Origin of the sequence: Nostoc sp. JL31 (assembly GCF_017114965.1) — a bacterium.
Taxonomy (GTDB): domain Bacteria; phylum Cyanobacteriota; class Cyanobacteriia; order Cyanobacteriales; family Nostocaceae; genus Nostoc; species Nostoc punctiforme_A.
This window is the reverse complement of sequence record NZ_JABXKO010000110.1, coordinates 19,384-34,281: the sequence shown is the minus strand read 5'-3', so window position 1 is coordinate 34,281 and position 14,898 is coordinate 19,384. Positions and strand designations below refer to the sequence as shown.

Below are 14,898 nucleotides of genomic sequence, written 5' to 3'. Positions count from 1 at the left end.
ACAATTTTTAGTTAGTAAAAAGTCGCCAAATTCTATTTAAACACAGCATAATAAACGCTCTCGTTGAGTTCAAGAGCGTGAGTGTAGTCACAGCGCTATTTATCGCTCTGTATAATGTTCGTCGAAAGTCTTATAGCCAATATCAGTTGTGTATAGTTGACACTGGTCTGTAATCTGTTTCATTAAAGACCAAGAAAACTGACACTCATCATGTAGATAAGGCTCCCAATTTTCTTTGATGCTGCTGTAAGCTAACCGCAAATTATAAGAAGGAATAGCAGTGGAAATATGATGAGGGACATGAACATTGATATCGTGGCACAAGACTTCTATCCAACGTGGATAATCGCAATGAATAGTGCCAGATAACTGTGCTAGAGCCTCGTTCCACTTGTTCGCTGTTACAAAAGGAACATCTGCGGCAGTATGGTGAACAATAGTAAAAGTACTCATCCAAAAATGGTAAATCATCCAGGGTACTAGCCAAAACTTGACAAATCCCCAGATACCAGTTGTGGCGACCAGAAGCGGGAAAGCGATCGCTGCAAACACAACTACTACAGCCACAGAAAGCTTGATACTCGATTGGTCTTTAGTTTTAAAGTTCCGCCAATCAAAATGCACCACAGCCCAATGTCCAATGGAACCTACCCACCAGAAGCGTTTACGCATGAATAGTTCAAAAGCAGACTGTCGGGTTTTATCCCAATTTTCAAACACTTCTGGTCTAATTGGATGCCAAGCGTTGTCCTCATCCAGTTTGTTGGTATGAGTATGGTGATAATTATGCTTAATGCGCCAACTATGAAAAGGGTAAATCAACGGCATCATGAACAAATGCCCTACCAAATCATTTACCCAACGACGTTTGGCAAAAGACCTGTGACCGCAATCATGGCCAATTACAAAAAAACCTGTTAAAGCAGTGCCCGTAAAAATCCAAGCTAGGGGCAAAAGAAACCAAGGAGTGATAATCAGGCTGTAATAGCCCAAGGCGACTGCCAAGACACTCAGCAGGACTTGTGTCCAAGCTTTGCGACGGTTCTGCTGAAAACATTCGCGTGGCAGGGTTTTGACAATATCTTTGAGCCGAAAGTCGGAATTACTAGGCTCGTCACTTAGTTTCTGGCTATTAATTATTGATGTAGTCATGGACACCTAAAAAACAACAAACTCCTCCACCAAGTCACCAAAAAGTAACTTGCCGTAAAAATTCTTCACATTAGCGCTTCGGATTATAGCAACCTAACCGACACAAGCGCACCCGTAAGTAAATAGCTTTTTGAAAAGTTAGGAGTTAGAAGTGATGAATTATGAGTTAAAAAGGCTACACATCCTAACTCCTAACTCTTAACTAACTTTTGTTGGGGCCAACTTCACATTAGTAGCCAGACCAACTGCTTGTAGCAATTGAACTGTCATCCAGGTTAAATCGATTTCCCACCATTCCAGCCCATGACGAGCTGAGTATTGAAAAGCATGATGGTTATTATGCCAGCCTTCACCGAAAACTAGTACGGCTACCCACCAGCAATTAGTCGATCTATCACCAGAATCATAGCTCCGATAGCCAAATTTATGAGTCGCGCTGTTCACCAACCAAGTGCAGTGGTAAACCCAGACAATGCGAACAAAAATTCCCCAGACAACGAATGACCAGCCACCCAGAAGCAAAAGCAATACACCTAGAGCAACCTGGATCAAAATGAAATATTTTTCTAAAAACTGATAAACTGGGTCTTCGGCAATGTCTTTGGTGAAACGAGGAACATCAGCGTGAGCGGGACAATAGTGAATCAGCCAATCCATGTGGCTCCACCAGAAGCCTTTATTAGAATCATGGGGATCGACATCAGTATCCGAGTGTAAATGATGGATACGATGTGTCCCTACCCACTCAATTGGGCCTCCTTGACACGAGAGTGTGCCGAAGAAAACCAAGAGATACTCTAGCCACTTGGGAGTTTGAAAGCTGCGGTGGGTGACAAGGCGGTGAAATCCTAGAGTCACTCCTAAGCCACCTGTTATCCAGTACAGCAAGAAACCCACACCAACTGCTGTCCAGCTAAAGTTACCAGGAACAAAGGCAAATAAAGCGCCAATGTGCAGTCCAATGAAAAACAGGGTATTAACCCAGTTAACTTGAGGTTTGGTTGAAGTAGCAATTGTCATGCAGTAACCTGAATTTGAATTTTCCAGCCTAGTCTGTGGGATCTTAAAATCCGCATATCTATAATTTAATTTTTTGAACGAGGAACTGATGAACAGCTTAGAACAGCTGCGGCAAGCAGAACAGGCACTATTAGAAATTTTTTCTGGAATTGACACTCAGGTCAAGCATAATCTAAAACGAGTGCTGGATGCTTTTCGTAATCACCGTGTAGGGGCACACCACTTCGCTGGTGTAAGTGGCTATGGCCATGATGATTTAGGACGAGAAACTTTAGATAAAGTTTTTGCCGAAGTTATGGGTGCTGAAGCTGCGGCTGTACGAGTGCAGTTTGTTTCGGGAACTCATGCGATCGCCTGTGCTTTGTTTGGTGTTCTCCGTCCTGGAGATGAAATGTTAGCAGTGGTCGGTTCTCCTTACGATACGCTTGAAGAAGTCATTGGTTTACGGGGTCAAGGTCAAGGTTCCCTTATCGAGTTTGGCATAAATTACCGCCAATTGGAGCTAACCCTAGAAGGAACTATAGATTGGCAAGCAATAAGAACTAGTGTGGCTGAAAATACTCGTTTAGTCTTAATTCAGCGCTCTTGTGGCTATTCTTGGCGTCCTAGTCTATCAATTGCCGATATTGAAAAAATTGTCCACTTAGTCAAACAGCAAAACCCAAACACCGTTTGCTTTGTAGATAACTGCTACGGCGAATTTATTGAAACCAGGGAACCCACAGATGTAGGTGCTGATTTAATAGCAGGGTCATTGATTAAAAATCCTGGTGGCACCATTGTCAGCGCTGGTGGTTATGTCGCTGGTCGCGCCGACTTAGTAGAAGCATCTGCTTGTCGCCTCACGGCTCCCGGTATTGGTAGTTATGGCGGCGCTACTTTTGACCAAAATCGCCTGCTATTCCAAGGTTTATTTCTGGCGCCGCAGATGGTAGGAGAGGCAATGAAAGGGACTTATCTTACTGGTTATGTATTTGATAAACTCGGTTATCCAGTAAATCCTGCTCCCCTAGCTCCTCGTGGAGATGTGATTCAGGCAATTAAACTCGGTTCTGCTGAAAAGCTAATTGCTTTCTGTAAAGCTATACAACAGCATTCTCCTATAGGTTCCTACTTAGACCCTGTTCCAGATGAAATGCCGGGGTATGAGAGCCAGGTCGTCATGGCTGGGGGGACATTTATTGAAGGGAGTACTTTGGAATTATCAGCAGATGGTCCTTTGCGATCGCCGTATGTAGTTTATTGCCAGGGGGGGACTCATTGGACTCATGTAGCGATCGCACTGGAAGCTGCGATCGATGCAGTTGGCAGTAACGCCTAGCACATATTAGAACTCTTGCATAAATATTTTGTGGTATGATTAAAGGTTGTTCTAATTTCAGTTTTATCGATTAAGTTTTCGATTATATTTCTTCTGGTCTGTTGTTAACTTCTTCCCTTTCGGTTTTTTAATTGGTGTTTGGCTTAATTGATGAATTTTAGTGATTCCTTGATAGCCTTTATCCGCTATCAATTTGAGTAATTCTCCAAATCTTAACACCACTGGTTTTAAATAGTTGAAAATCCATGAATTTTCCCAAAACCATGCGCTAAACAAATGATTTGACTACTTTTGTGATGGATAATTACTTGCGTTTTTAACGTATTCTTAAAGAGTTTGCCACTAAAAAAGAATTAGCCAGAATCAGAGTTTTAGGTGAGCATATCAATCGGAAGTTGAAGGTGTTTAAAATTTCGTCCCTTACTTATAGAAATCGTCGAAAAAGATTTAGTTTGAGGTTTAATCTGATTGCTACTCTCTACAATTACGAGCTTCTTCTCCCCCAAACCCAATCTTCCTGACCGACTTTTGCAAGAGGTCTAATATATGGTTTCTGTTTTGGCAGCTGCTCTCCCAAACTCAACACTCTGCTCAAATCCACCTGTCAATAGGGTTTGAGACGCGCTAACTCTGACCATAAAAGCAATAGCTTTTTGCCCTTTCCCTTGCCCCTTACCGTTTTTTATAAATAACTGATGATACACTTCCTGCTCCTGCCTTCTTGTATTAGGGCAATGTCGGTTCAGAAATGCTCAAAGTTTTGTTGGCGTCAGCTTTCGAGGACTCATTTGCTGGAACGGATGCAGTTATTTCCCCAATGGCGCTGTCGTTTGTCCCACTACCAGGACGCAAGGCACTTAAAGCAGTCTTAATCACAACAGCTGTAGGTACTGCCACAATTACACCCAACAGTCCGCCAATTCTTGCCCCTGTTAAGACCGAAATTAAAATCCAAACTGGATTTAAACCGGTAAAACTGCCTAAAATTCGAGGGGCAATTAAGTTTTCGAGAATTTGCTGTACAATTACGGCTGCGATCAACACTCTCACACCCATTGAAAAATCTTGCAACGCGACCAACAGTGTAGTCAGGGCGATGCCTACAGAACCGCCAAAGGGTACGAGAGCCATTAGACCAATAGTTAGTCCAAATAGCAATCCAAATGGCACTTTCAGCCACAAAAAGGTAGGAATAAGGGCTGAAGCCATACAGGTAGATAAAATCAACTGGGTGATGAAGAAATTTTGGAAGCTTAAGCGGACTGTTTTGGAGAAAGGCTCGCGAAATTTATTAGGTAGCCATTCGACTAAACTTTGCCAGAGTTCACCCCCGTGCTGTAAAAGATAAAAAGTCAAGACCATCGTCAAGAGAATATCTAGCAGACTAGTAACTGTGAGTACAGCCAGATTTAAAACTTGTCCAGCGATCGCTTGTAATTGTCCTTTGACGCGATCGTTGATTTGCACTACCAGAGCATCAAGGTTAATCGGCAAGCCAAAAGTCTCAGCTTTTTCGTTTAATATCATTAACTGAGAGCGTCCAGAGTCGATCAGCTCTGGCAAACGAGCCACCAGTTGTTCAGCTTGGGTAAGAGCCAGGGGAAAAAGTGTCACACCCAACGCCAATAAAATCGATAAAGCCAAGAGAAATACTAAAATAGCAACTTGCTCTCGCTTCGCACCATGATGCTCCATCCAGCTCACGGGGTAGTTGAGCAGAAATGCTAGCACTGAGGCTCCAACTAAAATCACTATGAGAGAATGGAAATAATTAAAGAATACCGAAAGTGCCCAACCATTGAGAACTAGCAGCGGAAGGAATAACGCGATCGCCCCGATTCGCGCTATTGGTGTGAATCTTTGCCACCAGTCGAGTAGCTTGCGTGTCTGCATTTTGAGCTGATTGGAATAGAACTAGATGAAATTTTTCTTTACAGCTTATTATCTCTAACTATATGAGTCTTATTCATCCTTCTAGTTTAGGAGTTAGACTAACCCCAATGAAGAATTTTGAACCAAAAGAGAATGGGGAGTGGGGAATGGGGAACTCGGGGCCCCCTCTGGGGATTAGGGGCAATGGGGAGTGGGGAGCAGGGGAGCAGGGGGAGCAGGGGGAGAATAATAATGCCCCATCCCCAATGCCCAAAACACAGTTGCTTTTACATTTAGTTCCGATCGTCGGCTTTTTTCCATCCTTGTGGACGCTCTATCGGGGCCAGGGTAGTCGGGAACAACTTGCTATTAGTCGTCTGTCTATTGCTTTGGCACTTACTTGGTTGTTGAGTTATCTATTATTAGCTACCGGAGCAGCAGCTTCAGATTTTTTTCCGCTACGTCTATTTATCCTCAATAGCTTTCTCACGTCAGGTTACTTTTTAGTAAGTATTTGGTTGATTTTGCGCCTAATGCAGGGCAAATCTAGTCGTTTACCAGGGTTTAGTAATTTAGCTGAACGAGTGCTTGGCAAGTATTTATCTTAATTTTTTATGGTGATAATTTATCGGTGTTTTTACTGATTTTTGAAAATTTTCTGGCTGATTTCTCTATATATCTAGTCAAATCCAGTTTATTATTGCCATACTTCAGTAAAACATCTCCAGGTTGTCCCAAAAAAAGAATAAATGCTGCTATAAGTGTTGTGGTTGACACTACATTAAAAAAGTTAGCACCGATAATTAAGAGTTAGCTATTATGGGTTGATTTGTTTAGGTGTTTTTAGTCTGCAAAATTACTGAATTTGATTAGTGAGTAAGTGTGAGGAAGTCTGTGACCATTCAAAGAAGTTCGGCGGAAGAAAACCAGTCGGGAAAAGCCTCAAAATCCAATAAAAAAATTCCCCAAAACTCGACATCAGGACGTTGGCTGTGGTTTTGGGTAGGTATGAGTGGTATTGCGATGGTATCAGCAACTGCGGGGGCGCTTTTGGCGGTGTCTTTGACCAGTACGCCTTTGCAACAAGCGCAGCTAACTCCAAAGGATGAGGCGGCTTTTGATAGCGATCGCATTTCTGGAGGTGTGCTGCGATTTTCAGAATTAACTCGTCCAGTGAATCTTTTGGTGATGGGAATGAGCGTACTTCCCCCAGATATCCAAAACCCTCCTGAAGATACCAAAAATCTCAAATACCTACCCCAAGTCAACTCTTTTGATGGTCTTTCCGATGTGATGCTCTTGGTCAAATTTGATCCAGAGACGAAAAAAATAAATATGCTCTCCATTCCCAGAGATACCCGCACACAAATAGAGGGTTATGGAGTGAAAAAAATTAACTCCGCCAACGTTGAAGGCGGGCCAGCTTTGACTGCCAGAACTGTTAGTAATCTCTTAGGAGGAGCGGGAATCGATCGCTATGTCCGAATTAACGTTTTGGGAGTTGCCAAGCTGATTGATGCTTTGGGTGGCGTGACTGTCTACGTCCCTAAAGATATGAAATATCAAGATGATTCTCAGCATTTATACATCAATTTGAAGGCTGGTAAGCAGCATCTCAATGGCGAGCAGACATTGCAATTGCTGCGTTTTCGCCATGACGAACTCGGTGATATTGGTCGGATTCAGCGCCAGCAAATGGTCATGCGTGCTTTGATGGAGCAAACACTCAACCCAGCTACTGTTGCTCAATTACCTAAAGTTCTTGATGTAGTAAAAGAACACATTGATACTAACTTGACGGTTGAAGAGTTAGTGGCGCTAATGGGTTTTGGGGTGCGGACAAATCGCTCTAATATGCAAATGTTAATGCTGCCAGGTCGCTTTAGCGAAAAAGGCGAGTTTGATGCTAGCTATTGGTTGCCCAACAAAGATGGGATTGCGAAACTGATGGCTCAACACTTTGGTTTGGAGTCAGAACAGGAACAGCTGGCAACTACAACTAACCCCCGCTCTTTACGTGTAGCAATTCAAGATAGTACAGGTGGCGATCGCTCTAACCTGCAACCGTTAATTAGAGCCTTGGAAAAATCTGGATATCGCAATATCTATGTGGCCAAGGCATGGGGTGAACCTCTAGACGTAACTCACATTGTCGCCCAACAAGGAGATGGCGACAGTGCCGAATCAATTCGCAGCACTTTGGGATTTGGAGAAGTGCGCGTGGAAAGCACTGGCAACCTTGGCTCAGATATCAGTATCCAGGTAGGTAAAGATTGGTTGGAACAAAAATCTATTTTGGAGAAGTCGTTGACACCCTAAAAAATATATCTGCTGACACTGAATTTACTACTTGGCTCAGTTCTTGGAGTTTAGCTGCTACTACACCATTGGTTAATAATTCTTCTGCTTTAGCTAAACCCTCTGCCATATTTGAACAAATACCACTCCGCCATAGATAAAATCCGCCATTCCACAAGGCTGTTTGCATCAATTCACCTGGTTTACCTGCCAAAACCTCTTGAATATTTGCCACCAGTTCTTCAGTAGTTCCAAGGGGTACGTTCTTGGTAGTAAAACCGTAATCGCGCGGTACGAGGTGCAATCGTTCTACCTCTTGGGGTGCTACGGATGAAGATAAGCTGATGATTGCAGTGCGATCGCGCGGTAAGTCGCAACTACCTTCCAATCCTTTGACTAATGTAAATTTTGTCACTCCTCGTAGTCCGAGCGCGATCTGAAACATCCCTTCTGTTGGCGGATGGACAAACCCAGCAATTACGTGAGCATCGCCAGCATAAGGACACCAGATTAGCTCCATTGTCGCTAAGGGCGGACGTTTGCCAAGTTGGTCGCGGTACTCCCAAATACTTATAGTTAAGGGAAAATGCTGAGGTAGATAAATAAAGCCGATTCCCGTTTGCTCAAACACTTGTTGGGTTTGTGCTAAGGGTAAGGTAGTCCAATCGACTCCTAAACCCTGCCAAATATCTATCAGAGGTAAGCCGTACTTCGTGGGTAGGCGATCGCCACCATGCATTACCACTGGTTGTCCAACTGCGGCAAGTAATAAAGCTATGACGGGACTAATTGGTGCTGTACGTGTCCTACCATCATAAGGGATGCCAAGAGCGATCGCAGGTCGCCCAGAGGCTATAGGTTGCAGTTTTGGCCCCAGTTCCTCATAAGCATCCAACATTCCGGCTAACTCTTCTCCCGTTGGACGCTTGATTCGATGAGCAATCAAAAACGCCCCAATTTGGGCTGGTGTGGCTTCACCCAGCAGCATCATTTTAGTAGCGGTGGCTGCTTGGGCGCGAGTTAAATTCTCGGCTGTGTGGTTTCCACTGCCTACTTTTTGCAGAAATTCCCGAAATAGATTGCTCATTTTTCCTTTGTCCTCTGTCCACCGTCATTTGTCTATTGTCCTTTGTCTTTCGTGATAACCGAAAATGACTCATGACCGAATATTGGATTTTGGATTTAACAAAGAAATGCGAGTTCGACGAACTAAAAATAGCAGGATGTAGAGCAGGTAAGTCTTTGGGGTAGATGTCAATAAATGGTTGTTAAGGCAAATAAGTATAAGCAGTCAAACCCGCAATTAAGTTGACAATTAAATTGAAAACACTACGATGTCTAAAGTCCGTAAAATGCCTTGAAAATCAGGACTTACAGTCAGGTTTAGCTTCAATTTCATTATCAAGCCGAAAACGCTAAGAATAACGACTGCTATTATTTCCCAGCAAAGGTTTCAAGCGATTTACAGAGGTATTTGGCATACTATCTACTGAAGAACCAAAATTTTTATACTTCTACAGAATCAATGGAAAGCCGCGATCGCACATTACCAAAGCGCCCAAGCCCTTCGACCCAACTACTTTGAAGCCGAGGTAGGAATCGCAACCGTCCTCTATGCACAAGATAAACTATCCGCAGGGGATCGAGATCGCTATGCTGCACTTAATTACGATTTGGGCAAGGTTCACAACCAATCAGGAGATATCAAGGCTGCAATCAAATACTATCAGCGAGCGATCGGACTAAAGCCAGATTTGACAGAGGTTCGCGATCGTCTACGCCAAGCACTGCAAGAAGAAGACGGTATTAAAATTAAGGTCAGTATTGCGAAACAATAGAAGGCAAGTGCGCGATTGAAAATCACTGTAAGATGTATAGCGCTTGATTGACTTAATTCTCAATAATCCCAAAGATGCGATAAATCGCGTCTCTTTCCAAAACAGAGAATGCTGATTACCAAATCAGCTTTTTACTACACTATATATATAGTGAAATTAACTAGGTTATCTTGACCAAATCGTAGTGAATCGCCGTTTAGCAGGCGATACTGCATACCGGGAGTTAGAGGATTGTTGTTTAAATAAATACCATTTGTACTCATATCAACAATCATATAAGAATTTTGCGACCAGTCCCAATCGACTCGCGCATGACGACGAGAGACTATTCCCTCACTGGGAATACCGGTTAAGTCAATTTCTGGCGGCGCTATTCCTGGACTCTGACTGCGGCGACCAATATAACCGCCTTCTCCAATGAGGTGAAATTCTCTGCCAGTGCTATGAATCAGCTTTAAGGCTGGCGCTCTTTGAGGCGGAGGAGTATAAACAGGCGGTGTTGGTTGATAGGAAACTCGTGGTTGATAGACTGTTGAATAATCAATGGGGGCTTGTTGGGGAGCTTGGTAATTAGGTTGCTCTGTAGGCGGTCGCTGATACTGAACAGGTGGTTGACTAGGTTGTTGTTGAATAGGCGGAGGTTGACTAGGCGGTTGTGGTGTAGGGGAAACTACATTACCCAGAGGAGTGGAACACCAGGGACAAACCTTAGCATTGTTAGGCAGGGCGCGGTTAAAATATTCGCAACTAGGATTAGGGCACCGATTTGCAGGCATAAGAATTTATATCATCAGGCATAGGTTGTAAAGCTACAAGACCTACTTTACTAAGTAAACACTGACCCTGACGAGTAGTTAGCATCTGGGCAAATGTAGAACCACCAGGTAGGCGGTTGCTGTCTTTAGGGTACACTACAAAAATAGGGTATCCCAAGGGGTAGCTTTGGAAAGTTGTGACATCAACATAATAATCATCATGTTGACACAAATCATCTGAGGGATTTATTGAGCGACGATCGCGCTTTTGAAACAGAGGTTGAATAGCGGACTTTTTACCATCTGCGATCGCTAGAGGATAGCCAGTACACTGACTCGAAGTTTTACTGATAATCCCAAAACTGATAATACCAGTAGTTCGCCCATCTAAAGTTTCACTACGTATTAGATTTTGGGTTTTTGTTGTATCAAGTTTAGTAACTTTCGCTGCAAATAAAGCTTCGTCTTGAGGGGCATTTTGCAGAACTATTTGTTGAAATTTACTGATTGCTTCCGGTTCAGTTGGGGCAAAAGGTTTCACCGGCAGATTTGGAAGTTTGGGATTAATCTGCTGCCAATTAGTAATTTTACCTGTGTAAATTTGACGCAATTGCTCAATATTGATTTGCCCCCCAAGAGCATTGGCAAGATTTGAGTCTCTTTTATTAAATGCGACAAAAACAAGTAACCCATCATAGGCTACTGCTTTTTTCGCAAGTTTATCTGTAATGTTGTCTACCAAACTAGTAATTGCAAAATCTTTTTTGTTTATTTGGACTTCTTCGATACTTTTAATCGGATTATTTCTATTTGATGACAAAACAGATTTATAGTCAAAGGTTGCTGTTGCATCTGGCTTTGGTCTGGTCAATAAATCTCCTAAACGACTATTGTCCACCAATTGCGTTAAAACAAAACTCCATGTACTATCTTTTTCTCCTGTGTAGGTAAATTGTCCAGAAGGAACGTTGGTTACTTCTGAAAAATTTCGCACAAGTCTAGACCATTGGATATATTGATTAGGATTATCTGTTTTCCTGCCCCAAAGCCAATACCAAATTCCGCCACCAAGTAGTAATAAGAACAGGATTACTAGCAAAAGCAAGGGCATTGGCAAAGGCTTTTTTATTTCTTGATAACCTGGCGATGGCTGCGCCAACGTCTTCGACGAACGCGCTGAATTTGAACTTTTAGCACGATCTTCTTGAGGAAGTTCTAGTAGTGCTTTACGAGCCGCTTCTGCACTCTCAAAAGGAGTTTCCAGCCCAATTAAACGATAAATAAAGTGCTTTAAATTGCTATCGGTATCCGGCCATTGTTGATTATCTCTAGGGTCGAGAGGCTGGTTAGATGAAAAATTAGTTGTCCGCCCTACCCATAAATAAAAGGCTAATAATCCTAATGATTCTATATCTTGGTCAGGTCTGGCGGGAGCAGGTTGAGGAATAATTGTGGGAATAAATAAGTTTTCCCAGATAGCTAAATCACAAAAGTATATAGAAAACTTTTGATTGTTTTCTACTTTAATTAAAGTACTGTCTAAATTGATATTTCCGTGAGTAATACCCAGTTGTGTTTGATTGGAGGGAAAACGCAGCTTTTGGGTGTGGAGAAACTGGAGAGTTTGTAAACCTTGATTTAGTACCTCACGCACCTCAAGAGATGTCATTGCTCCCTTTTCTATGAGATACTTACCTAAAGTTTGGGATGAGTCTATTCCTTGAGTAATTAAATAACAGCGTTCTCCTTTTTCATCTGCGATCGCTTCTTTTGTTTCCACCAGACGGAAATTTTGAATTCGACTATCGGCTAAACTTACCCCACCCACTCGTTTAAAAGTCTCTTTCCGCTTTTGAGTCTCACTTTCATTAAAAGAACGATTAGGGAGCAGGTATTCTTTGATGATTACAGGTTGTTTGTCTTTAAGTTGAACACCTGAATATAAGCGGCCTAAACCCCGCACACCAATAAAACTAGCTATTTGATAAGTTCCCTGACTTCCTTTAATCTCAGCCTCCTGTGGTAAAGTTGCTGGAAAACCACATTCCAAGCAAAACTTAGCACCCTTGATTTGCTGTGCCGTTTGGAAAGGGCGATCGCAACTTAAGGGAGAATTGTACGAGCAGGGGTATTCTTGATAAAAAGATTCAAATGAAGCCATATACAAAAAGTTTCGTGAATTGCGCCGACTACTTCCGTCGCGCTCAAGCATGAACTAATCCTAGCTTGAGGGCAGTCACAATCGCTTGAGTCCGGCTAGTAACCTTCAATTTTTCAAAAATACTGGTGAGATGCGCCTTAACAGTAGCAACTGTTACATACAAATGTTTAGCGATTTCTTCATTAGAAGCACCTTGAGTTAACCAGTATAAAACCTCTTGTTCTCTTTCGGTTAAATGCACCTCATGACATGCTTTTACACAAGAGTCTGAATAAGCTTGAAAAAACCGGAAAAATCGACTAGCAACTTCTGAAGGTAGATAAATTTCTGACCTAGTTACAGTATCTATAGCTTCACATAATTGGGTTGCCACACGATTTTTAAATACATAACCTGCGGCTCCTCCCTGCATCGCTCTAAAAATCCAGTCATCTTCTTGATGAGCCGACAATACTAAAACCTTGCCAGTGTAAGCAGCTTCTTTAAGACGTGCCAGAACTGTAATTCCATCACATCCTTTCAATTGCATATCCAGCAAAATTAAATCTGGACACTTCTGGGTTGTAAACTTTAAAACCTGCTCAACAGAATCTGCATCACCAATAACTTCTACAGGTAACGCAGAATTAATACTATAAAAATTTAGGAGAGTACGTAATCCTTGACGGAAGCGTTCTTCGTCATCTACGAGTAAAACTGAAAGTTTATTACTATCATTAATCATATTTTTATGATGAATTATAAATTAATTCACGCTCCTTGAACGAGGCAAAATCATCGAAAATTGTGCCCCACTTTCTGATAAAACTTGTGCCCAGATACTTCCTTGATGATCTAGAATAATTTTTTTAGCAATAGTTAAACCCAGTCCTGTACCTCCTTTCCGTCGAGAATAAAATGGGGTAAATATTTTTTGTAAGTCTTCTTGAGACAATCCTGGCCCTTGATCGGAGATTTTAATTAAAACTTCATCTTGGAAAATTTGCCAGCTACAGGTAATAGTTCCTGAATTAGGGCTGAAATGCGCGGCATTACTGAGGATATTATCAAAAACTTGTTTCATTTGTAATCTATCTATCTTCAGTATTGTCGATGTATCGGGAATCGATATTTTAAGTTTTTTCTGATTAATTAAAGGTTGTAAATTTGTGATACTTTCAGCCACCAAACTTCTTAAATCTTGAAACGTTACTCTTAACTTTGAACTTTGACCGCAATCAATCAGTTCGTTTAAGTTAGTATCTAAATCTTGTATACTTTCGCCGATGATTGTTGCTTGCTCTTGCCAAGGGCTATCCTCTAAACCTAAGCATAAATTATGTGCATACAATCCTATAAGTCCTAGAGAGTTACGCAATTGATGACCTACTCGATGCAAGATATCTTCTAGGAGTTTAATTTCAGTTTTTTGTCTGTCATAGTCCAAGGAAATATCTACATACTTACTCAGCAGCATAGCAGAGCGTTTTACATATAGTTGTAAACTCGACGAAAGAGGTTCATGAGTAATGATTTGAATATATTCAGTTTTTTGATTTCTATAGGATATGGGGCAAATGTAAGAAATGGATGAAAAGTCCTTAAGTTTAAATTCCTGTAAAGTCAAAGTAGGCGGAAAATCTGTAAGCCATGCTTCTGAACGCAAATAAGCTAAAGTTTTTGAGGAAAAAGGAACTTGGTCTTGGCCATAATTTATCACCTCTTGATTAGCTCTCAATAATGAATCATGATAGACAATCCGAGCGAAAAAAATTGGATACTGACTAGTTAACTGCTCAGACTCAAGCTGACAAAAGCTTTGGATGTCTGAGGAATTCAAATAATTCGAGCCATTGTCTAGTTTTTGGACAGAAAAGCCTAGTGTCATAGCTTCACTCGCTTTTTGCAACCAAATGTTTTTACTCTTCTGCTGACCAGTATAAAATTATGCAGTCTCAGGAATGTTTATTTTTTTGTTAAGTTCTCTTTTGAGATAATTCATACAAATAATTATTAAGGTTTGTATTGACATGTGTATCAAGCTAACTTTGCTGTGTAAACAAGTTTGTAGTCAGGACTAAAGTCCTGATGTTAAACACTGAAATGCTTACTATGTACCCAAGCTTTCGTTAGCTTAATGGACTACTTGGGTCGGCTTTTCAGCCATTAGTGTCAAGTTAAGATGAAATCACTGGGGTCAACTAGTATAGCTAGGGACTGGGGACTGGATGAAAAGTCTTTTTGTGTTTAGGTTTTGTCCTCCTCAAATTAAAATTGAACAAAAATAATAAACGACACCCCGAATTCAATAAACGACACCCCGAATTCAATAAACGACACCCCGAATTCGATGAACGACTGCCCGAATTTAATAAACGACACCCCGAATTCGATGAATATACCTTTGAAATTTGGGCTTCTGTCTTAACTTGACACTAATGCTTTTCAGCCCACCCCACAAGAAAAAATGTAGTGTGTCTAATTAAGAACTGCTCCAGATTA

13 protein-coding genes and 2 pseudogenes are annotated in these 14,898 nt (G+C 41.7%); 5 read left to right on the top strand and 10 right to left on the bottom strand.

The window, feature by feature from the left end:
- Positions 1-99 precede the first annotated feature (99 nt).
- Positions 100-1,152, bottom strand: coding sequence for a fatty acid desaturase (locus tag HWQ43_RS27675; protein ID WP_292739619.1), 1,053 nt, complete (start codon positions 1,150-1,152; stop codon positions 100-102).
- 198 nt (positions 1,153-1,350) lie between these two features.
- Positions 1,351-2,172, bottom strand: a complete 822-nt coding sequence (locus HWQ43_RS27670) for an acyl-CoA desaturase (RefSeq protein ID WP_292739617.1) — start codon at positions 2,170-2,172, stop codon at positions 1,351-1,353.
- An 88-nt stretch (positions 2,173-2,260) separates the two neighbouring features.
- Between HWQ43_RS27670 and HWQ43_RS27665 the strand changes: the two genes are divergently transcribed.
- Positions 2,261-3,493, top strand: a complete 1,233-nt coding sequence (locus HWQ43_RS27665) for a methionine gamma-lyase family protein (RefSeq protein WP_292739615.1) — start codon at positions 2,261-2,263, stop codon at positions 3,491-3,493.
- A gap of 66 nt (positions 3,494-3,559) precedes the next feature.
- On the opposite strand, the pseudogene HWQ43_RS27660 reads toward HWQ43_RS27665, so the two are convergent.
- Positions 3,560-3,843: pseudogene (locus HWQ43_RS27660) on the bottom strand (transposase family protein); the annotation flags it as partial.
- Between HWQ43_RS27660 and HWQ43_RS27655 the strand changes: the two are divergent.
- Positions 3,841-4,014: pseudogene (locus HWQ43_RS27655) on the top strand (IS5/IS1182 family transposase); the annotation flags it as partial. The pseudogenes HWQ43_RS27660 and HWQ43_RS27655 sit on opposite strands and share 3 nt — an antisense overlap.
- A 205-nt stretch (positions 4,015-4,219) precedes the next feature.
- Here HWQ43_RS27655 and HWQ43_RS27650 read toward each other — a convergent pair.
- Positions 4,220-5,386, bottom strand: a complete 1,167-nt coding sequence (locus HWQ43_RS27650; RefSeq protein WP_292739613.1) for an AI-2E family transporter — start codon at positions 5,384-5,386, stop codon at positions 4,220-4,222.
- Positions 5,387-5,631: 245 nt separating this feature from the next.
- On the opposite strand from HWQ43_RS27650, the gene HWQ43_RS27645 reads away from it, so the two are divergent.
- Positions 5,632-5,973 (top strand): hypothetical protein, encoded by a 342-nt coding sequence (locus HWQ43_RS27645; protein ID WP_292739611.1) that lies wholly within the window; start codon positions 5,632-5,634, stop codon positions 5,971-5,973.
- Positions 5,974-6,259: 286 nt separating this feature from the next.
- Positions 6,260-7,684 (top strand): LCP family protein, encoded by a 1,425-nt coding sequence (locus HWQ43_RS27640; protein ID WP_292739608.1) that lies wholly within the window; start codon positions 6,260-6,262, stop codon positions 7,682-7,684.
- Here the strand turns inward: HWQ43_RS27640 and HWQ43_RS27635 are convergent.
- Complete coding sequence (locus HWQ43_RS27635) at positions 7,656-8,750, bottom strand: anthranilate phosphoribosyltransferase family protein (protein ID WP_292739606.1); 1,095 nt, start codon at positions 8,748-8,750, stop codon at positions 7,656-7,658. The two genes, HWQ43_RS27640 and HWQ43_RS27635, sit on opposite strands and share 29 nt — an antisense overlap.
- Before the next feature lie 419 nt (positions 8,751-9,169).
- Entirely contained in the window at positions 9,170-9,325 is a 156-nt protein-coding gene (locus HWQ43_RS27630) for a hypothetical protein (protein ID WP_292739604.1), read from the bottom strand.
- An 11-nt stretch (positions 9,326-9,336) separates the two neighbouring features.
- Between HWQ43_RS27630 and HWQ43_RS27625 the strand changes: the two genes are divergently transcribed.
- Positions 9,337-9,501, top strand: coding sequence for a tetratricopeptide repeat protein (locus HWQ43_RS27625; protein ID WP_292739602.1), 165 nt, complete (start codon positions 9,337-9,339; stop codon positions 9,499-9,501).
- Between the two features lie 134 nt (positions 9,502-9,635).
- Here HWQ43_RS27625 and HWQ43_RS27620 read toward each other — a convergent pair whose 3' ends face one another.
- Genes HWQ43_RS27620 through HWQ43_RS27605 form a run of 4 tightly spaced genes read right to left on the bottom strand, consistent with a single transcriptional unit; the run spans position 9,636 to position 14,284 of the window.
- Complete coding sequence (locus tag HWQ43_RS27620) at positions 9,636-10,277, bottom strand: FHA domain-containing protein (protein WP_292739600.1); 642 nt, start codon at positions 10,275-10,277, stop codon at positions 9,636-9,638.
- Complete coding sequence (locus HWQ43_RS27615; protein WP_292739598.1) at positions 10,255-12,468, bottom strand: substrate-binding domain-containing protein; 2,214 nt, start codon at positions 12,466-12,468, stop codon at positions 10,255-10,257. Before HWQ43_RS27615 ends, HWQ43_RS27620 begins: the two co-directional genes overlap by 23 nt.
- Positions 12,461-13,141 carry a response regulator transcription factor gene (locus HWQ43_RS27610; RefSeq protein ID WP_099103916.1) on the bottom strand — a complete coding sequence of 227 codons (681 nt, stop codon included), beginning with the start codon at positions 13,139-13,141 and terminating at the stop codon, positions 12,461-12,463. The genes HWQ43_RS27615 and HWQ43_RS27610 overlap by 8 nt, the downstream gene beginning before the upstream one ends.
- Positions 13,142-13,162: 21 nt before the next feature.
- On the bottom strand, positions 13,163-14,284 hold the full coding sequence (locus HWQ43_RS27605) for a HAMP domain-containing sensor histidine kinase (RefSeq protein ID WP_292739596.1): 1,122 nt from the start codon (positions 14,282-14,284) through the stop codon (positions 13,163-13,165).
- Positions 14,285-14,898: the final 614 nt, after the last annotated feature.

Excerpts from the sequence above, each read along its gene's own strand:
- HWQ43_RS27675 (WP_292739619.1), bottom strand. The coding sequence starts at position 1,152 with ATGACTACATCAATAATTAATAGCCAGAAACTAAGTGACGAGCCTAGT.
- HWQ43_RS27670 (WP_292739617.1), bottom strand. The coding sequence starts at position 2,172 with ATGACAATTGCTACTTCAACCAAACCTCAAGTTAACTGGGTTAATACC.
- HWQ43_RS27665 (WP_292739615.1), top strand. The coding sequence starts at position 2,261 with ATGAACAGCTTAGAACAGCTGCGGCAAGCAGAACAGGCACTATTAGAA.
- HWQ43_RS27650 (WP_292739613.1), bottom strand. The coding sequence starts at position 5,386 with ATGCAGACACGCAAGCTACTCGACTGGTGGCAAAGATTCACACCAATA.
- HWQ43_RS27645 (WP_292739611.1), top strand. The coding sequence starts at position 5,632 with ATGCCCAAAACACAGTTGCTTTTACATTTAGTTCCGATCGTCGGCTTT.
- HWQ43_RS27635 (WP_292739606.1), bottom strand. The coding sequence starts at position 8,750 with ATGAGCAATCTATTTCGGGAATTTCTGCAAAAAGTAGGCAGTGGAAAC.
- HWQ43_RS27620 (WP_292739600.1), bottom strand. The coding sequence starts at position 10,277 with ATGCCTGCAAATCGGTGCCCTAATCCTAGTTGCGAATATTTTAACCGC.
- HWQ43_RS27615 (WP_292739598.1), bottom strand. The coding sequence starts at position 12,468 with ATGCTTGAGCGCGACGGAAGTAGTCGGCGCAATTCACGAAACTTTTTG.
- HWQ43_RS27610 (WP_099103916.1), bottom strand. The coding sequence starts at position 13,141 with ATGATTAATGATAGTAATAAACTTTCAGTTTTACTCGTAGATGACGAA.
- HWQ43_RS27605 (WP_292739596.1), bottom strand. The coding sequence starts at position 14,284 with ATGACACTAGGCTTTTCTGTCCAAAAACTAGACAATGGCTCGAATTAT.